The sequence below is a fragment of the Planococcus maitriensis genome, from assembly GCF_003289925.1.
GTDB classification, from domain to species: Bacteria; Bacillota; Bacilli; order Bacillales_A; family Planococcaceae; genus Planococcus; species Planococcus maitriensis.
Window position 1 is genome coordinate 94,208 of record NZ_QLZQ01000001.1, and the last position, 19,451, is coordinate 113,658.

At 45.7% G+C, this 19,451-nt stretch carries 19 protein-coding genes; 14 read left to right on the forward strand and 5 right to left on the reverse strand.

The window, feature by feature from the left end:
* Positions 1–9: 9 nt before the first annotated feature.
* Positions 10–1,434 carry a UvrD-helicase domain-containing protein gene (locus DP119_RS00495; protein WP_112229881.1) on the forward strand — a complete coding sequence of 475 codons (1,425 nt, stop codon included), beginning with the start codon at positions 10–12 and terminating at the stop codon, positions 1,432–1,434.
* A 71-nt stretch (positions 1,435–1,505) separates the two neighbouring features.
* Here the strand turns inward: DP119_RS00495 and DP119_RS00500 are convergent, their stop codons facing one another.
* The 3 genes from DP119_RS00500 to DP119_RS00510 form a co-directional block, all read right to left on the reverse strand.
* On the reverse strand, positions 1,506–2,882 hold the full coding sequence (locus DP119_RS00500) for a Sau3AI family type II restriction endonuclease (RefSeq protein ID WP_112229883.1): 1,377 nt from the start codon (positions 2,880–2,882) through the stop codon (positions 1,506–1,508).
* Positions 2,883–2,948: 66 nt separating this feature from the next.
* A complete protein-coding gene (gene dcm / locus DP119_RS00505) occupies positions 2,949–4,211 on the reverse strand; it encodes a DNA (cytosine-5-)-methyltransferase (protein ID WP_112229885.1) in 1,263 nt (420 codons plus the stop codon).
* A 107-nt stretch (positions 4,212–4,318) separates the two neighbouring features.
* A complete protein-coding gene (locus DP119_RS00510) occupies positions 4,319–4,750 on the reverse strand; it encodes a very short patch repair endonuclease (protein ID WP_112229887.1) in 432 nt (143 codons plus the stop codon).
* A 488-nt stretch (positions 4,751–5,238) separates the two neighbouring features.
* Between DP119_RS00510 and DP119_RS00520 the strand changes: the two genes are divergently transcribed.
* From DP119_RS00520 to DP119_RS00540, 5 genes are read left to right on the forward strand one after another with little or no spacing between them, the layout of a single operon-like run.
* Entirely contained in the window at positions 5,239–7,173 is a 1,935-nt protein-coding gene (locus tag DP119_RS00520) for a hypothetical protein (RefSeq protein WP_112229891.1), read from the forward strand.
* Positions 7,160–8,008: a hypothetical protein gene (locus DP119_RS00525; protein WP_112229893.1), complete on the forward strand. Its 849-nt coding sequence runs from the start codon at positions 7,160–7,162 to the stop codon at positions 8,006–8,008. Before DP119_RS00520 ends, DP119_RS00525 begins: the two co-directional genes overlap by 14 nt.
* Positions 8,008–8,778 carry a DUF6339 family protein gene (locus DP119_RS15960; RefSeq protein WP_240616347.1) on the forward strand — a complete coding sequence of 257 codons (771 nt, stop codon included), beginning with the start codon at positions 8,008–8,010 and terminating at the stop codon, positions 8,776–8,778. Before DP119_RS00525 ends, DP119_RS15960 begins: the two co-directional genes overlap by 1 nt.
* Before the next feature lie 50 nt (positions 8,779–8,828).
* The gene (locus DP119_RS00535) at positions 8,829–9,155 is read left to right on the forward strand and encodes a nucleoside triphosphate pyrophosphohydrolase (protein ID WP_112229895.1); all 327 of its coding nucleotides are present in this window, start codon (positions 8,829–8,831) and stop codon (positions 9,153–9,155) included.
* Positions 9,148–11,568 (forward strand): DEAD/DEAH box helicase family protein, encoded by a 2,421-nt coding sequence (locus DP119_RS00540; RefSeq protein ID WP_112229897.1) that lies wholly within the window; start codon positions 9,148–9,150, stop codon positions 11,566–11,568. The genes DP119_RS00535 and DP119_RS00540 overlap by 8 nt, the downstream gene beginning before the upstream one ends.
* A gap of 65 nt (positions 11,569–11,633) precedes the next feature.
* On the opposite strand, the gene DP119_RS00545 is transcribed toward DP119_RS00540, so the two are convergent.
* On the reverse strand, positions 11,634–12,233 hold the full coding sequence (locus tag DP119_RS00545; RefSeq protein ID WP_112229899.1) for a hypothetical protein: 600 nt from the start codon (positions 12,231–12,233) through the stop codon (positions 11,634–11,636).
* Between the two features lie 188 nt (positions 12,234–12,421).
* Here DP119_RS00545 and DP119_RS00550 point away from each other — a divergent pair, with 188 nt between their 5' ends.
* Positions 12,422–12,658 (forward strand): glutaredoxin family protein, encoded by a 237-nt coding sequence (locus DP119_RS00550; protein ID WP_068870638.1) that lies wholly within the window; start codon positions 12,422–12,424, stop codon positions 12,656–12,658.
* Between the two features lie 144 nt (positions 12,659–12,802).
* Positions 12,803–13,237, forward strand: a complete 435-nt coding sequence (locus DP119_RS00555; protein WP_112229901.1) for a DUF4357 domain-containing protein — start codon at positions 12,803–12,805, stop codon at positions 13,235–13,237.
* A gap of 165 nt (positions 13,238–13,402) precedes the next feature.
* Here the strand turns inward: DP119_RS00555 and DP119_RS00560 are convergent, their stop codons facing one another.
* Complete coding sequence (locus DP119_RS00560) at positions 13,403–14,398, reverse strand: DNA/RNA non-specific endonuclease (RefSeq protein WP_112229903.1); 996 nt, start codon at positions 14,396–14,398, stop codon at positions 13,403–13,405.
* 256 nt (positions 14,399–14,654) lie between these two features.
* On the opposite strand from DP119_RS00560, the gene DP119_RS00565 reads away from it, so the two are divergent.
* From DP119_RS00565 to DP119_RS16015, 6 genes are all read left to right on the forward strand, one after another.
* The gene (locus tag DP119_RS00565; RefSeq protein ID WP_112229905.1) at positions 14,655–15,371 is read left to right on the forward strand and encodes an FAD-dependent oxidoreductase; all 717 of its coding nucleotides are present in this window, start codon (positions 14,655–14,657) and stop codon (positions 15,369–15,371) included.
* Positions 15,372–15,522: 151 nt separating this feature from the next.
* The gene (locus DP119_RS00570) at positions 15,523–16,638 is read left to right on the forward strand and encodes an MBL fold metallo-hydrolase (protein WP_112231857.1); all 1,116 of its coding nucleotides are present in this window, start codon (positions 15,523–15,525) and stop codon (positions 16,636–16,638) included.
* A 90-nt stretch (positions 16,639–16,728) separates the two neighbouring features.
* On the forward strand, positions 16,729–17,082 hold the full coding sequence (locus DP119_RS00575) for a hypothetical protein (protein WP_112229907.1): 354 nt from the start codon (positions 16,729–16,731) through the stop codon (positions 17,080–17,082).
* A 204-nt stretch (positions 17,083–17,286) separates the two neighbouring features.
* Positions 17,287–18,354, forward strand: a complete 1,068-nt coding sequence (locus DP119_RS00580; RefSeq protein WP_112229909.1) for an aldo/keto reductase — start codon at positions 17,287–17,289, stop codon at positions 18,352–18,354.
* A gap of 123 nt (positions 18,355–18,477) precedes the next feature.
* Entirely contained in the window at positions 18,478–19,140 is a 663-nt protein-coding gene (locus DP119_RS00585; protein WP_112229911.1) for an HAD family hydrolase, read from the forward strand.
* A 94-nt stretch (positions 19,141–19,234) separates the two neighbouring features.
* Complete coding sequence (locus DP119_RS16015; RefSeq protein ID WP_257721097.1) at positions 19,235–19,369, forward strand: hypothetical protein; 135 nt, start codon at positions 19,235–19,237, stop codon at positions 19,367–19,369.
* Positions 19,370–19,451 lie beyond the last annotated feature (82 nt).

Here is a 19,451-nt window from a genome sequence, read left to right on the forward strand (position 1 = left end):
TGAATTTGAATGGTGAAAATGATAATGACCAAGGTGCAGAACGATGCAATCGATTTCGAGGCGGAACATATACTCATAAAAGGCGCTCCCGGTAGTGGCAAAACCACAGTCTTGCTCTATAAATTATTGAAATTGATGAAGACGGATCCTGAAGCGAAAATCCTTATGATCACTTACAATAAGACGCTCACCAAATATGTGAAAGACTTCTTTGAATCGAAGGGTGAAGCTACGGAAGGAATCACGATTTCCACATTCCATGGGTGGGGATGGCGTCTTCTTTTGAAAATGAATGGTCGGAAGCCTAATTCCTCGCCGAAAACTGTAGACGAAGCCTTTGAAGAAATCTATTCACAAAGAAAAAAGGTTTCCAAGCATAGATTCTATAAAGAGGATAAATTCAAGAAATTCCTTGAAGAGGAAATTCAGTGGATAAAAGGTCAAGGCATAGGCAACTTGGAAGACTACAAACAAGTGAAAAGAAGTGGGCGGAATGCTCGGTTGAGTCAAGAGGATCGGAAAGAAGTCTATCGATTCCTAGAAGCCTTCGATTCACTACTGGCTAAGAAGGGAATCATTCCGTTCGATGATTATGCCAACATCCTTTCCAGCAGAATTGATGAGATACCTTCTAGCTTTAAATACGACTTCATCTTGATTGACGAAGCCCAGGATCTTAATCAATCGGAGCTTTCACTATTAAGGAAATTGAATCCAAAAAGTCTGGTTGTTTCAGCTGACATGGGGCAGAAGATATACAAGACAGACTTCACCTGGAAAAGCGTAGGTATCAACGTGGTGGGAGGGCGGACGAAGTCATTGGAGGAAATGCATCGTTCGTGCGTAGAGGTTGTGAAGCTAGCCCAGCCCCTTTATAAAAAGAATCTTTCAATTGAAAGTAATAAACAGGCCGATGACAAAGAAGAATTGCTTATGCCGACAAGGGAAAGCGGTATTCCTCCCGAGCTTCACGTCTACAAGGATACAACAGCTGAATTCCAGGGAGTTGCAGCTTCCGTCAATGAAATCTGGCGAAACAGTAAGCGGGATATAACCATCGGGATATTAGTGCGTAATGTAAAGAGCCTTTATGCGTTGAAAAGGGTATTGCCCCCGAATCTGCCTGTTGAAATAATCAATAAGGACGATGGGAATTCTTTAGAGCCCGGAATTAAATTGGTAACGATGCATTCAGCTAAGGGGTTGGAATTCGATGTAGTCTTCATCGTAAGACTTACAGAAGGGAACTTGCCGTATTTGACCAAAGAAATGGATAAGGAAGATGTAGAAGAAGCGGCCCAGTCAGACAGGAGATTATTGTATGTGTCCATGACACGGGCCAAACATCAATTGGTGATGACGACCTATGGAGATAAGAGAAGTCGTTATCTGGATGAATTGAATCCTGAAGATTACAAGTTAAAAAGAAAGTAAGTTGCTGTAGGAAGAGGAAAGGGAAGCTGAAATGAATTCATTTCAGCTTCCCTTTCCCCATTTCTGTAAATTCATTTAAGTTCCTTTGTTATTTCCCCTATATATTCCCGATCAATCCAAAATGCTTGTTTCGTTATAGGCTGTCCATCAGGCAAGATAATTCGGTCACCAGCATTACGCGCTCTAGGTCTGACATGACAAAGTCCGTTAGTTTGCGGGCCTGGAAGATTGTTCGAGATTCCCCTATTGGTCTTCTTCAAAAGAACTCCTTTTTCGAGAATGGCTCGTCCTTCCAACCAAAAATCTTTTAGCCTACCCTCAATTTCCTCCATGGGCATGTTCCAGAGGTGAACGCCTTTAAAATAGAGGTTCCTGTCAGGGTTTTCGCGTAACGTCTCTTGGTATCCGAATACAACCAATAAATATTTCGTTTCTTCGAACATAGTGCGTAACAAAGAAGTTTCCCATTCTTCATTTATCCATTCCTGGAAGTTGATAGTATGGAACGACATATGTTCCTTCGGTTTCCCGTCCGGCTCTAGCCTAACGGTCTTGAATTTGATGTTGGCCTTGGAGAATTCCTCTATATCTTCCAGAGAAGTCCCTTTGACCCCCAGGAGTGAACTGACGAACAGCGGTAGGAAGGATTTGGATTTTGTATTCAGTGGGGCGTCAGCTTCCTTGGCGATATCTTCAATAGCCATTCCTTCATATTTCTTGAACCGATTTGACAACAATTGGTCGAGACTTTTCTGCTGCAATTCGTCGGGCTCCGCGATGGGAACAAGATGTTCAGCTGTAATCAATTCACGGATAAGTGTTGTCATATATGACGCCTTCAAAGAAAAAGCGCGCTGCATGGCCGGTTCGTGACTGAATGGCTGGGTCCGAATGGATTTTCGGTTGGCCCCCTTGGTGCATGCACTGAGGTATGCAGTGTCGCCTTCCGAAATGAGGTGCGCTTGTCCTGCCTTTATCTTGGCAACGATTATCGACCAATCATTCCGGATTACTTGAAGGTCGGATTCTGAAAATCTGTGCAAATGGGATTTCAATATCCTGTAATCGCCTCTTGGAATATCGGGAAGCCATTTATAGAACATTAGAAGGAGGGATTCGTTCTTTCTCCAAAAACTAGAGTCCTCGAAGGAATTGAGTGCTTCTTTGTGAAAATCGATGATATTAAGAACGAGTCGCTCTTTGGCGCTTAGTTGCCCATTTTTCAACTCCTTGACGGGAGTAACCTTCAACTCGATACCGAGTTCTGCAAAATCAGCCTCTGCATTGGAATTGACTTCATATCCAAAAAAACTTTCTTCTATGATTTGGCCGAGATGCCCCTTGGCTTTCTCATTATCGATACGTCCCGTTCTATCAATTTCATAAAAGCTCATACCTTCGGCTTCCTGAGCCCTAGATAATAACTCAATTTCACTCTCGAACCTCATGGAATTCCCCCCACTCTTTTATTTCCCTATATTTTAACATGAAAAAAGCTGACATCTATGATGATGTCAGCCGAACACTGGGAATTCCATTTGGATTTCATGCACTTCATTAGCTTTTTCTATTTCTTCGATACGGATCCCCATGCGCTCTATCAAGTCGACTACGAGGGCATTGCCCATACAGAAGTACCGCATGCGATCGTTCATGCCGGCGGTCCAGTTGTCGGGGAATCCATTAAGCCTTTCACATTCGACCGGGGTCAGGAAGCGCTTCTTCCCATCCACTTCAACGATATGTGTGCTCCGGTTGATGGAGCCTTCGCTAGTCAACATGGTACGGCCCGGCTTATCCAAATCGTCCGTAGGGGACATCCCGCCTTCGGAGAAGTGATAGACATGACCGTCGGCGGTCTTGCGTTCAATCTTCTTGGGCCCGCGCAAGTAAGCGAATTTCTCGCTGTTCGCTTCGGTGAGATAGAACTTCTCGGGCACCGCTTCTTCATCGATTAAAATATCCTTCAACGGAATCGGTTCTTCCAATGTAGGTGAGAGATGGGCAGTGAAGACCTTGCCTTCACGCATATATCCTGAGGTGTGGAATCCGTATGAGAATTCGTCTGAAATCTCCACGATATCCGACGGTAATTCGACGGAGGAGATACGATTTTTGTAAGGCTCTTTCTCAACCGGGAAAGGCTTGGCGAAGAATCCCTCATTGAAGACTATCTCATCGGGTGAGAAAACCTTCTGGTTATTATCGAAAGATATCCCGTTCCTATATGCAAAGATGAAGACCCTGCGACGCCGTTGAGCCATCCCGTATTCGGCAGCATTGATCACTCGCCACTCGACGGAATAGTTCAAGTCCCGGAAGGTCGCCAGCATGACCGCGAAGTCCCTGCCTCTCTGGGAGGAAGGGGATTTCAAGAGGCGATCGACGTTCTCCAATAGGACATATTTGGGGTGTGTGTTCTCAATCACCCGCTTGATTTCCCAGAAAAGGACGCCTTTCTTTCCCTGAATCCCTTGTTCCCCTGATTTGCTGCGGGCTACCGAGTAGTCCTGGCAGGGGAAGCCTCCGACAAGCAGGTCGGCACGGAGGTCATGGAATGTATCGTCGGATACCTTGGTGATATCCTCGTTTGAATGGATTCCCGTATCGAAGTTGCGCGCGTAGCAATCGAAGGCATCCTGGGCTTTCCGTGAAGGTTCCCACTGGTTGCCCCAGACCACTTCGAAGAGTTCGTGGTTGGCTTTCTGCAACCCCAGGCGGAAGCCGCCGACACCGGCGAAGAGTTCGATGACCCTGAGTTTCTTTATTTGTTCCATTTACCGAACATCCTTTCGGTTTTTCTTAATTATAGCGAATTATCGGGGAAAGATCAATAAATATCCGTGAAAACCTTAATTTTATATAAAAACTTTCGGTTATGCCATCAATCCGACTCCTTATATCTTCTCATAGCTGCCTGGATGAATTCCAGTGTCGAATCGACTGTTTCATCCAGGTTCTTGCGTATGTCATGTTCCCAGACGCGGAGTACATGCCAGCCCAATTCAGTGTAATGGGCATCGACCTCTAGGTCGCGTTCCTTATTGCGTGCTATCTTCGCATCCCAGAATTCCTGGTTGCTCTTCGGGCGTTTGTAATGGAGGGGACAGCCGTGCCAGAAGCAGGAATCGACGAAGATGGCCCCCTTGTATTTCTTTATGGCGATGTCCGGGGTGCCGCGCAGGTTGCGAACATTCTTGCGGAATCGAACGCCTTTATGCCAGAGCGCTTTGCTGAATAGATTTTCTAATTTAGACTGTGCACGAATAGAGCTCATCGTCCGACTTCGTTGTTCTTGTGTCATTCGGTCTGCCATAGAGCGTCAATCCTCCTTATCAATTTTATTAAGAGGATGTCAAAAATCTATCTTTTAATGCTTTTAGTTTAAATTGATATTAAATAATAGTTGATCACACTATTTAGATTAGAATGAAAAAATTGTTATAATTTTAATAGAAGTATATTTAGTAATAAGAGAAACTATTTCCAAGTTCCTGGATTTATATAGCGAGACATATAATATGTAATTTTTTCATACCGAGACTTATAAGTTTTGAAATAGTTTGGAGACATATAAACATAGTTTTCGCACCGTATATAATCTGCTTCTTGAAGATAATCTAGGATGATTATAGGGTCTTGATTTCTTTTTGTAATCAAATCGCACATTTCAAAAGTATCTATTGTTATTCCCAAAATCACATTAAGGTGCATTTTATTGTATCTCCAGTCTTTTTAGTCAGTGTATTTAATTCAAGGGATAAATGCAAAAATAATTCAAAGAAATTTTTAGGAGGAAATGAAATGGCTTTTTGGAACTTTCCGGTTGTAATAGGTGGAAATATTAATTCAATAAATAATGCTGGTTTAGAGACTTTCCGCGATGATCCGATTGATTCCCTTACTAGAGAAATATGTCAGAATTCACTAGATGCTGTTGAAGATGAATCGAAACCAGTCATAGTAGAGTTTAAAAAATTCACGTCAAATGTATTTCCAGGAAAAGACGAATTACGGAATAACTTTGAGCGAGCAAAAATGACGTGGGAGGGAAAAAATAAAAAGAGCACAGAATTTATAGAAAGTGCATTGAATATTTTATCTGAAAGAAATATGCAATGGCTTCGAATAAGTGATTTTAATACAAGGGGGTTGGAAGGAGCTCGCGCAGGTGAAATAGGAAGCCCTTGGAGTGCCTTGGTTAGAGAAGCCGGTTCATCCAATAAAAACGATTCTTCAGGCGGAAGCTTCGGGATAGGGAAGGCCGCTCCTTTTCTAAGCTCGGGATTAAGAACAATCTTTTACTCTAGCTTGGATCGAACGGGCTATCGTTCTTATATAGGAGTGTCGGATATTATGTCCTTTCAAAAAGATGGGGGAGGGATGACTGTCGGGAAGGGTTACTATACCGATGGAGAGGATTCGAGGGCTATACCCGATTCTCTGAAATTGGATTCCGGCTTTGAAAGAGAGGAAGCCGGTACTGATATATTTATCAGCGCTTTTATAGATATTTATGATTTAGAGAAGAAAATACTTCATTCTATTCTTCATAATTTTTTTCTTACAGTTTACTACCAAAAGCTTATTGTTAGAGTAGGAGATTCTGAAATTAATCATAAAAATATTAATGAACTTATTAAAAAGCTAGAAGAAGATAGTAAAGAAAATAAAGATTTAAAGAATTTCTTTAACCTCCTGAGTTCTGAAAATACTCTTAGGATTGAGTACCCTTCCAAAAGATATGACCAAGGAAGAATAGAATTCAAAGACGGAGAAGCTGTTTTCTTGCTGATGGAAGGAGAGGACTTTAATAGAAAAGTTCTTATGACAAGAAAAACAGGAATGAAAATTTTTGAACAAGGGCATATCAGCGGCAATATAACATTCACTGGAATGTTAATGATACAAGGGGAAAATATGAATCGTATTTTCAAAGAGATGGAGAACCCTGCCCATAATAAGTGGGTTCCAAGCCGGTATGAAGAAAACCCTAAAATAGCTGAACAAATTTTTAAGGACTTGAGAAAATTCATGCGTGATACTGTCAAAGAATCATTCTCGCCACCAATCTCTGATCAAATGAACGCCTTTGGACTCAGCGATTTTATACCAGATAAGCGAAACCTGAATCAAGGCGACGAGCAACTGGTGGAAAGCCTTGACTCAGTGGTCACAAAAATAGAAATGAAAAAGAAAAATCGAAAGGCTGCTTCTACAATTTTTGAAGATGAGAGAGAAAGTGAAAATGAGGCTTCAATAGACCGAGGAGAAAATGCATTGGGAGATGGAGAAAGGGGCGGATTTGGAGAAGAAGAAGCGGGAGAAGGCGACTCTTCCAATAATGGAACTCAATTACCGGAAGGAGAAGTGGGTGTAGACCCTAATTCAGATGGAAATGTAGATATAAGTGAATCTCGCCGCAAAAGAAAGCTAGTAGCTAATAAGTGCCGGTACATAAGCTTGAATCAAAAAGAAGGCTTGTACAGATTTTCGGTAGTACTTGATAAAGCTTTTGAAAAAGGGACTATTGAATTTAAGCAAATCGGTGAACAAAATATAGTGAAATTGCCAATTGAAAATGTGGCGTTTGATCAGCAAGATATAAAAATTGAAAAAATCAATAATAATGAAGTGGTTTTTTTAAATGGAAAAAAGGTCCAGAAATTAAGTTTTTTATTAAAAATAAAGTATTCGAATTTATGTGCAATGGAGGTGCAAGTGTATGAAAATAGCTGATTCTTATCCATACCCTGTACTAGATCAGAATACTGAGGACTATATAGATTCAATTTTTGAAGTGGAATATAAAGTGATTCCGGTGTTCGGTGAATTAAAGATTAATCTTAGTCTGAAACTTAAAAATCCCGGTATTGAAGCATTAATCAATAAGGGTGCGGCTACTTTCACTCTCCATGTGGAGTGTCCTCAAACGAGCTATAGAAGAATGTTTAAACACTCCGAAAATGTTATTAGTGAGACAATTCCACTATCTACTTTACGTGGAAAAATATTTATCCATACATTCATTCTTGCGGAAACGAAAATTGAAAAATATACCAATGAACTATTGAGTGATTGGTTTAAAAATGTAAATCTGACCTTTGAAAAAGGCTATATAATGGGGATAGCAGAAGCTATAGAAATAATAGTGCCAGATGATAACACTGACCTACTAGAATTTCCTTCTATTATTGATATTCATCGCTCCATAGAAGGAGAATATATGGAAGTCGATATGTACTCACAAAACATTATTATTTCTTTACCCGCATCAGAGTATGATGTGTACGCTCGAAATGGAGACAAAAAGTTTAAAAGCACTATTATAGCAGCAGTAATCTTTCCAGCGCTCATTTCTATTTTTGGAGAGTTGAAGGGGAATGTCGGAGAATTTGAAGAGCATACTTGGTACCAGGTTATGGATAAAACTTTCAAAGATAACAATTATGACTTGACGACTATGGGCAAAGGATCGCTCACTCCTTTGAAAGCCGCACAATTAGTTTTAAGAAAACCATTAAGTGCAGCTTTATCAGAAATACAAAATAACATGTCAGAGGAGGAAGAGTAGTGAAGTTAAAATTCCTCTCGATTGATACTTTAAGTGACTTGAAAATTAATAATAACGCTTATCTTAAATATTATTATAGAAAAGATTCAGAGTGGTTTGATAAATACTTGTCAGAAAAAGGTAGGGTATTAGAGAGCAATATTACAGTTGGAGATGAAGATTTAAAGCTCTCGCGAAATCCAGAATACTCGCTTAGTGATAGCGAAAATGTAAAGATACTATATACAGCATTAATTCACTTAACGCCTTCGCAAGCCACACAAGAAAGATTATGGGCAGGACTTGCTCATATTCATTTGAGAGACTATATTTTTTACAGACTAGAAAAAGAACTGGAAGAAGAGAATAGCACAAGGATATATTCTGCTCTATTTTATAAATATGGACCTAAACGCTCTATTTTTATTCACATTATTTCGCGACTCTGGTGGGCAGGCTTCATGACATATGATGAAAAAAATGAAAAAAACCCATTCTGGTTGACCGATTTCTTCACAAAAAGCGATTTTTCAGCTAGGTGTACAGTCTTTTTCTCTAGTAACTTCACATCGAATCGAGACATAACTCTAGGTATTCTGGAAGCATTATATAATTGGTCTGAAAAGGGGCATCATATTAAAAGAGAGCATTTTATACAAGCTACCAAACATTTGAATATCATGGGCGGTGCAACCATACTTGATGTATTAACAAGAGAAGACGTAATAAAGATTGTCAATGACGAAGTACTTGAAGTGCCAGAGGAAAAAGTAACAGAAAATACTTTATAGAAAATCGAATGCGAAAAAAATAATATTTAGTAGCGAAAGTTGGTAGGGGAATGCCTAATTACCTCAAATTGGTAAGAGATAAAATTCCACAAATAATCGAAAATAGTGGTCTTCAATTCGAAACCCGTATTTTATCAGAAGAAGAGTATAAAACGGAAGTGACGAAGAAACTCGCTGAGGAGCTTCAGGAATTCGAGAAAACGGAAAACCCAAAAGATGCAGTCGAAGAACTCGCAGATATCCTAGAGCTGATTCACGCAGCCGCTGAACTCAACGGATCTTCGTTCGAAGAAGTCGAAAAAGTTCGTGTCAAAAAAGCGGAAAAACGTGGAGGCTTCAAAGAGCGCATCTTTTTGATCGAGGTAGAGGATGAGTAAACTGCAGCTGGTCACCTCGCAGCTTGTGAGCCACTTGAGTCGGTTGGCACGAGAAGCTGTAGAAATCAATTGGATCAACGCGTTTGCGATGAAGTCGGGTGTGAGAATCGTGACGCCGTTTATGAAAGAAGCCGCAGACCGAGGTGTGCCGATCAAGCTATTGATCGGTGATTATCTTTTCGTAACGCAGCCGGAAGCACTTGAGATTCTGTTGGATGAAGTGCCTTCCGCTGAAATTCGTTTGTGGAAAAGCGGCGGTGCTTCGTTTCATCCGAAATCCTATCTGTTTCGGGGAAAAGAGACTTCGCATCTTATCGTTGGATCATCCAATTTGTCCCGCTCCGCATTGACCGAAGGCGTGGAATGGAATTTGATCGCCCCAACTTCAGTGGATGAAACGGTATTCGATGAGGCAGTGGAACAATTCCAGGCACATTTCTATGCGGAGGAAACCATTCCGTTGAATAAGGAAACGCTCCAAGAGTATAAAATGCTTCATGAAAAAGCGAATCTTAAGCGGCCGGTCAGCCCCGTTTGGTCGGAAGCGGAAGAAGTGGGGCTCACGCTTGGAGAATCGCAGCCGCAAGAAGCAATCGAAACAGGCGTTTCGTACATAACCGATTTAACTCCGAGGCCCGCCCAGCAGGAAGCGCTTGATGCACTCGATAATGTCTTGGAGGAAGAGTATAACCGGGCGATGGTCGTGCTTGCGACAGGGCTAGGAAAAACTTATCTAGCGGCGTTCTTCGCCAAGAAGTTCAAGCGTGTATTGTTTGTCGCGCACCGCCAGGAAATTCTCCAGCAGGCAAAAGAGTCGTTTCAAAATGTGCATCCAAATAAAAAATCTGCGTTCTATCATGCAACAGAAAAGGACACGTCCGCCGATTTTCTGTTTGCATCGATATATACGCTAGGCAGTGAGTATCACCTGAATCAATTTGAGCGAGATTCGTTTGATTTAATCATTGTGGATGAATTCCATCACGCCGCTTCCCCGACCTATAGAAGGCTGCTGGAGCATTTCAACCCGCAGTTTTTGTTAGGGATTACAGCAACTCCTGACCGCATGGACAATCAGGATGTGTATGCCTTATGCGATGGCAACGTCGCGATTTCCATTCATTTCCTCGATGCCATCGAACGCAATTGGCTCGCACCGTTTCGTTATTTCGGGGTATACGATAATACCGATTACTCGAAGATTCGTTGGCTCGGGAATCGCTATGATGAAGAAGAACTGCTTCAGGCGCAGTTAAGGGAAGACTATGCTGAAGCGGTATTTGAGGCGTGGCAAAAGCATAAGCAGACCCGCACGATCGTCTTTTGTTCGACGGTCCGGCAGACGCAATTTATGGACCAGTTTTTCCGGGAGCGTGGCATCCGTTCGATGAGTTTGTCGGGCGGTACTCCTGCAGAAGAGCGGAAAGCGGCGAGAGCACAATTGGATTCAGGAGAGTTGGAAATCATCTTCACGGTCGATCTGTTCAATGAAGGTGTCGATATTCCGAAAGTCGATACTTTGCTCTTCATCCGCCCGACCGAGTCGCTCACAGTCTATACCCAGCAGATCGGCCGGGGATTGCGCATTGCGGACAAAAAAGATCATTGCGTGATCATCGACTTTATCGGCAATTACCGCAATGCCGATCTGAAGCTTTCTGTCTTCGATACACAGCCTCAGGCTAAAGGAAAAACGCAAGGCGTGGAGCCGCTCGTTCCTGCGAACTGCGATTTTCAGCTGGAACTCGAAGTCGTCAATCTTCTCGAGGAGCTGCGGAAAAAACGCGCGCCGCGAAAAGAGGCGATGGTTCTTGCATACCGGGAGCTGAAGCGCGAGCTCGGCAGGCGTCCGACCTATTTGGAATTTCATCTACAGGGGACTGCCGTTTCGAAAACGGTCAAGCAGGAATTCGGCAGCTGGTTCGGCTTGCTTGCCTATGCGGCGGAACTGAATGCGACAGAGATTGAAGTATGGACTAAACATCAGAATTGGTTTTTGGAAGTCGAGAAGACCGGCATGAACAAAAGCTATAAGATGGTCGTCTTGAGTTATATGTTGTCGAAGGACGTGGAGAGCTGGCTAGATCCGATTACACCGGTGGAAGCCGCTCCTTATTTCCATGAGTTCCTAACGGCTAAACAATACAGACTGAATGCAGATTTCAATGATGTGCAGGGCAGGAAGCTCAGAGACTATGATGAGAAGAAAATTGCAGATCTGATTGAACGGATGCCGATGACGAAATGGAGCGGCAGCGCAAAAGGCGGTTTAGTGACATTCGATGAAGGATCGTTTTCGTTGAATCTATCGCCAAGTATTGAGCATCAGCGGATTCTTTTTGACTGGACAAAGGAAATTGCTGAATATCGTTTGCATGCTTATTTTGAACGTAAGGCAGCGAATAGAAATTAAAAGGACCACAAGAGAGTGGCTATACTTTACTGCTCTCTGTGGTCCTTTTGATATTAAGTAAATTTTTAAGAAAATTCCAGGAAGAAGTCTCTATTGATGTCCTCGATACTCATGTTTGTTTGGTTGGAAAGGAATTCGCGGATTTTGCCGGAATCATTTTCTGTTAGCAGTTTCTTAAAGATGGCCGTATTTTGTTCATAGCCTTCGAAATAAGCACTTTCACTTTCCGGATTATGGTAGAGCTTCAAGTACTCCTCGTAGTCTTTTGTGTTCAACTTACCTTCGATTTGGGACAACACTTGCTCCCATTTTTTACTTTTCTTATTGTGAAGAACAGCTTTCGGCTTGGCGTCTTTTGCTTTATCTGCACTGATCTGGACGAGTGTTTTTTGGACATCCAGTCTATAGCTGAGCAATTCGCTTCTTTGGCAGGTGTCTAAACTTGGTAAAATTTCGTCATTATATAGCTTATAGTGCTGCTCTAAGTAGGGAATTGTTCGTGCTGCTTCTTTTTTTTCCTTGCGTTCATTTTGCCACTGAGCAACTTTGTCAATTTTGTCGATAGCGGGTTTAATAAGATGGGGATTTTTAGCAATTTGATCAACAACTTTCGGTCCATGCTTTATTGCAAAATCGGCAACGGGTTTTATAGGTATCTTAGCCATGGTAGAAGATCCTCCTCTTTGTTTATATCTACATTATAGTAAAAATGTTCCTGTTGGAAGAACTATCTGGGTTGATGCTAACTATATTAGTGATGCGTTTTAAACGATGAGCAATCTGCTTGAAAATATATACCCTAAGGGGTATTATAAAGTTAATCAAAGATATCACTTACACGGGAGGAATCCACATGACTAACCAAGTAACTGTCTATTCAACTAACACATGCCCTTACTGCACAATGCTCAAGAATTTCCTGGATCAAAACGGCATCGCCTACACCGACGTCAACGTCCAGAAAGATCCAGTAGCGGCGAGCCGCCTTGTCCAGGCAACTGGCCAGATGGGGGTTCCGCAGACGAACATCAACGGCGAGTGGGTGCTCGGCTTCGACCCGCAGCGCGTCCAGTCTTTATTGAAGCAGTAATCTAGGAATGAAATAGCTGCTGATTCCATGTTTTACAACTAATCGCAAGTTTTGCAAAAAAACTTTCGAAACACTGTCTCCTTTTCCGCAGTTTCCATCTATCTAAGAGATGAAAGGCAATTTTCTTAGACGGGAGGAAAGCTGATGGAAAAGGAGTTTTTTGTTGAGGCGATTGAGCATTCGGAGTTTGGGGAAGTGTACCGCTTTTTTGAGGTGGATCCGGCGACGGGGGAGGAGCAGGCGGTCGATCCGTTCGACAGCGGGATGGTGAAGCGCTACCAGGAGCCGCCGCCGGAATTGTTCTACATCACGTCGAAACGCGGGGCGGATGCGAGCGGGTTTTACGAAGGCGAGCGGTTTGTCGTACAGCGCGGCTCGAAGTTTGCGGGCACGACCTCGCCGAAATGCCCGAAGCGTTATTTGAAGCTGCGGGAAGAGCTATTGCTGTCGGGGAAATTGATGCCGCTCGGCCACCAGTATTTGGTGATGGAAGATGTGGAGTTCGCGTCGCCGCTGATTGCGATGGGTGTCGCAATCGGCGGCTGGGCGAAGGGAGCGCATGATTGGAAGAAGATTTAAATGTCGGGACATGTGAAGTTGATGGCCAGCGGATAATTGAACACAAAACAGTATAAGCATCGCTCATGGCGGTGCTTTTTTGCGTTTTTTCACAAAGAAAAAAACACTGAAAAGATCTCAGTGTTTTCCTATATTAATTTTGAGTTGTAGTCACTGCACTTAACTTTATTCCCCAACCATCCCGTCATTATCGTTATCCCGCATATGCGGATACAGCCAATGGTCGCTCATGATGGGCATGGTGAAACCGGCGTCTTTCGCTTCCTGGATCGTCACTTGGCCGTTGCCGTTGGCGTCCACGCTTGATACATCACCGCTTGTTTCGGGACCGCTCGCTTCCGGGGTGGTGGATTCCACTTCTGCGGGCTCACTGTCCGTCAAGCCGAGGGAGGCGTTGACTTCATCGGGGTTGACGTTGTCGAAGGTGTCGACCACTTCGTTGCCTCTGACGGTGTAGCTGTATTGGTAGCTGGAAGGCACTTGCGTTTCGGTATCGGGATAGGTGATGATGGCTTCGAAATTCGTGGCGCCGCCCGCATCGCGAATGACTTTTTCCATATACGCCTGGTCGCCGTGGCGGTTCAGCGTGCTTTCTTGCGGAGTGATGTTATAGGCGTTCGATACCCCGCCGAGTGAATCCGCAATGACGTGCCCTTCGTCCAATATGCCACTTTCGACGCCAGGAACTTTTGCTTCGTCGGAATAATAGCGGCCGGATTCGAGGACCGGTTCGTTCGTGTCATCTTGCAGCACAATTTCATCCGCCACGACGCGTTCCAATTGGCCATGTTCATTCGTGAACGCCCAATATTCGCGGTCGCCGTAACCGACTGATACGACGGTGTTCGCTTCGCGGTGTCCGGACAGGTCGCCTCCGTCCACTTCAATCAGTTTGTATCCCGCGAACCGATCATCTGCTGGTTCCGCGACAGTTTCTTCTTCGGGGCCATCCGCAGCTGACTGTTCTGTTTCGCTTTTGGCAGTTTCATCGTCCGTGCCGGTTTCTTGCGTTTCGTCTGCCGGTTCTTCCGATGTTTCCGTTTCAACGGCGGTTTCATGTTGCATCTCGGTTTCTGGAGTCGCCGCTTGTTCTGTTTCGGTGCAGCCAGCCATAAAGACGGTTAGCAACAGGATGATCCAGTAGGTCATTTGCTTTTTCAATTCAAGACACTCCTCTAGTTGTGAATTCTTCAGCTGGGTTTCAGTCGGCGATTGGGCCGTTGTCAATTGGCAGAGACCGGCCCATGAAGAAGGAATATAATCCTTTTTAATTTATTATACCAAAAATTAACATTAAATGCAGAGGGAATTCCAGGCTTTGACGCAATAAGACATAAGGGATTGGTGTATTTAATTGAGAATTATTTTCAATTAGAGTATGCTAAATGTATTAAAGGATTCTACAGGAGGAATTTGGATGCACATCTATTGGACGAAAATCAATCAAATCATCGACGAAAGCCCGGAAGTGAAGACTTATCTGCTCGACTTGCCGGCAGGCTTCTCGTGGGAGGAAGGCTCGCATACCCATTTTGCGTTTGAAGGCTTCAACGCCGGAGACAAACCGAACCGCGGCTTGATCCGCCATATGTCGATCTGTACCTTGCCGCATGAAAACGCCATCGGCATCACGACGCGCATCAAGGATCAATGCTCGGAGTTCAAGTCGATTTTGCGCGAGATGAAGCCGGGCGATGAAGTGGCGATTTTCAAGACGCATTCGAATGTGCCGTTAAAGCGCGAAGGAAAGAACGTCTATCTCTTGTCATCAGGCGTCGGCCTTGCGACGTTCCGTCCGCTCGTGCTCGAGTATTTGAGCAATGCGGAAAGTGTCTTGTCGATGCATTCCTTGAATGTCGATTCGTCGAAAGCTTATTTATTCCAGGATGTCTTCGCTACATCTGACGACGACAATTTTACCGTGCAATTCGCCGATAGCCGCGCTGAGTATTACGAGGCAGTAAAGCGTTTCGCGGATGATGCGGACGGGTTGTTTTATATCGTCGGAAGCGATGACTTCCTGAAAGAGAACATTGAGCTGCTTCGCAGAAACGGCGTCAAGCGTGAACAGATCCTGCTCGATAAGCGCGAACAGTCGATCGCTGAATTTTTGCCGGTTGAATTATCGGTCTAACCCACAGTAAAAGCCTGACCCTCCGTCGAAAAAATGGGGAGTCAGGCTTTTTTTATTGTGGGAAGGGTTTCCAGATGTGCAAAACGAATGCCATTCCGGCTATACTGAAAGCCAGGAAACGGATCAATTACATTTCCATTTTGGAGGAGCCATGAAAAAAATTGCCTTGTATTCTCTTGCGGGCGTTGCGGCCGCATCTGTCCTATCGACCGTGTTTTTGAAAGCGCACGCGCCGCTCGGATCGACGCCGACTAAAGTGCAACAGGCGTCGTTTGTGAAGCGCGGCCATTACCAAGACGGGAAATTCACCAATCTGGAACAAGCGGACATGAACATCAGTGCATCGGAAGGCTTTTCGATGCTGCGGGAAACTTTGTTTTCAAGCGACGAGGGTCGAGCGCCAGTTGCCAAGTTGCCTGTGGCGGATATCGACCGGGAGGCGGTCAACGGCCCGGAAGACAGCCTGACCTGGTTCGGCCATTCGACGTTTCTGTTAAGTATTGACGGAAAAAAACTGTTCGTTGACCCGATGCTTGGAAAACGGGCGTCTCCTTTGGCTTTTGCCGGAAGTGCGCGCTATAGCGTGGACTGGCTGGAGAATGTCGAGCGGCTGCCGGAAATCGACGCGGTGCTGTTGACGCATGACCATTACGACCATCTCGATTACGGATCAATCCGTGCGCTGGAAAGTAAAGTCGGGCATTTCTTCGTGCCGCTCGGCGTCGGGACGCATCTTGAGCGCTGGGGAGTGGAATCGGCGCGCATCACCGAACTTGACTGGTGGGAAGAAATCCACTTTGAAGGCTTGACTCTTGTGTTGACCCCGTCGCAGCATTTCTCGGGACGCGGCTTGTTCAACCGAAATTCGACATTATGGGGCGGCTGGGCCGTGCTGGGCCGCGATTTCCGCTTCTATACGAGCGGTGATGGCGGCTATGGCAGCCATTTCAAGGAGATCGGCGATAAATACGGGCCGTTCGATCTCGCCTTGGTGGAAGGCGGCCAGTACGATCCGCGCTGGGAAACTTCGCATATGGCGCCCGAGCAATCGGTGCAGGCAGTGCTCGACGTCCGGGCGGATAAGATGATGCTCGTCCACTGGGCGGCGTTCACTTTGGCGTTTCACAGCTGGACAGACCCGGTGGAGCGCGCCTCACAAGAAGCGCAGCGATTGGGTGTGGAATTGCTGACGCCAAAAATTGGCGAGACGCTTTCTTTGGAGGAGCTTGATTCCTATACGTCGGCGCGTTGGTGGGAGCAGCAATAGAAGACTCTGCTTGGGTTTCCAAGATTTGAGATTCAGCTCGTATTCTTCTAAAATAAAAGGAATACCAAGATATTCGGAAAGAGGGATGACATGACTTTAACTAAAATTTCCATGCCGGACGCGATCCGCATCGAAAAGGCTCGACGGGAAGGCGTAGAAATCGGCGAGCTTTTGAAAAACGATAATTTCGCATCGCTCGGTTCAGAACTCGAGGCGATATTCCGTGACGGCTACCAAGTGAAATTCTTGACGATCAACGGCGCGAAGAACCTGTTGCGCTTGAAGTTCGGCCAGGAAGCGGACCTCGACTACACGGAAACCGAACAGGGGCTGTCGGGCATCATGCTGGACGAAGCGCAAGCGGAGACGTTCCGGCAACTGCTTTCCGATAATTGCCGCCTGGAACAGGAAACTGGCGGATCGTACCGGATCTTATGGGCGTAATGATTGGGAGCTAAAATGAAACCGGGGACGAAGCGAAAGCTTTGTTCCCGGTTTTTTATTTGCGCAAGGATTCGCGGCATATCTATTGCAGGACAATGAAATGCCCCCTTTACGTGAAGGGCATTCCGGCTTTGTTTAACGGGATTCGGAAAGGGTATTTAATCCTCAAGAATCGAAAAGCGATAAACGGGGAGGATTTTTTCAATGGATTATATTAACTTAGGCAAATCGGGGCTTCGCGTCCCGAAATACATTCTCGGCACGATCCCGTTCAGCGGGACAAACGGGTTCGAAGCGGCAGGGAATGTACAGGAAAATACAGCAAACCGCATGATCGACATGTCGCTTGATGCGGGCATCAATATGTTCGATACCGCGAATTTGTATTCACAAGGCAATGCCGAAAAAGTGCTCGGCGCGGCGATCCGCGGCAGACGTGACAAAGTATTGTTGACGTCGAAGACCGGATTTCCGTTTGACGACCACCAAAATTCACGCGGCGCCTCGCGCATGAATTTGTTGAAATCGATCGATGAATCGCTGTTGCGCCTCGGCACCGATTACCTGGATCTGTATTTCGTCCATTTATGGGACGGCCAGACGCCGGTCGAAGAGACGGTCGAGACGATGAACGACTTGATCAAAGCCGGCAAGATCCGCCATTGGGGCGTGTCGAACTACAGCGGATGGGCGCTAGCGAAGACGCATACCTTCGCTGAACAGAACGGCAAAATTCCGCCTGCGACCCAGCAGATCTACTACACGCCGGAAGCGCGCGAAGCGGAGTACGAATTGCTTCCAGCCGGCGCGGAGCTTGGCGTCAGCTCGATGATCTGGAGCCCGCTCGGCGAAGGCTTGTTGAATGGCAAGATCGGCCGCGGCAAAGAAGCGCCGAAAGATACGCGCCAAGGCGGCGGCTGGCCGGAGCCTTGGGTGTATGACCAGGAGCGTTTGTATACCGTCATCGATGCCTTGGAGGAAGTGGCGGCAAACCACAACGCCAGCGTGCCGCAAATCGCCTATGCGTGGGTGCGCGACCGCCCGAACGTCGGGCCGATCGTCATCGCGGCGCGCAACGAAGAGCAGCTGGAAGAAAACATCGCGTCTTACAAGATCAAGCTCAAGCGCGATGAGCACGACTTGATCGAAGCGGCAGCCCGTCCGGCGCCATTCTATCCGCATTGGCACCGCGCCATGAGCGGGCCGGACCAAGCGAGCCCGTCCGAGAAGGTGTATTTGGACGCTTACAAGAAAACGATGGGCATTAAATAAGTTGCAAAATCTGGCCGGTGCGCAAATGCGTGCCGGTTTTTTGAATTGAAAAGGTATTTCCTTAGAATCCGGGAACTTTTTATAGGATTTGCGATCTTTATAGAAAGAACAGGGGGGAGGCAGATGAAAGCAATCATTTTTGATATGGACGGGACTTTGTTCCAGACCGGCACGATCTTGGAGCAGTCCCTGGAAGAGGCGTTCTCGGTTCTTCGCGAGCGGGGCGCTTGGCAAGGCGCGGCGCCGGTGGAGGAGTACCGGAAGATCATGGGTGTGCCGCTGCCTGCGGTGTGGGAAGCGCTGTTGCCGGGGCAGTCGGAGGAGACCAAGCGCGAGATGGATGCGTATTTTCTCGAGCGGCTGATCGCAAATATCGGCCAAGGCAAGGGGGCGATGTATCCTGACGTTACAGGAGTGTTCAGTGAGCTTTGTTCGGAAGGCTACCGGATTTTCATTGCGAGCAATGGGCTTGTCCGTTATTTGGCGGCGATTGTTGAGTATTACGGCTTAGATGAATGGGTGACGGAAACCTTCAGCATCGAACAAGCCGCCACATCCGATAAAGGGGAACTCGTGCGCATGATCAAAGAGAAATACGGCGTGACGGAAGGGGCGGTTGTCGGAGACCGCTTGTCGGATATCCGTGCGGCGAAAGCGAACGGTTTGTTTGCGGTCGGCTGCCGCTTTGATTTTGCGCAGGAACAGGAACTGAAAGAGGCGGACGCCATAATTAATGGCTTGGCGGATCTGCGAAACGTTTTGGAGCAGTCGCCGGCAAAGGGCTGATCGAAAATATGGCGGAAAAGGCGCATTTGGATATTCCCTTCCACCAAGAGATGTGATAATATTGAGATAATTAAACGGAACGGAGGTGAAAAGAATGGAGAAATGTGCTGCGGTGATGGGTGTGAAAATGGAGGAAGCTTTGTATTTCACACGTGTCATTACGTTTGATTTGACGCCGACGGGAGAAGTCTGCCCTTTTTTAGTCAATTTCAAAATTACGCGCAGCTGATATCTGACATTCTTTTCACCAGTAGAGAAGACTGCCCGATACGGGCGGTCTTTTTTTGTACCGATTTTCAGCTGCGCCCTGG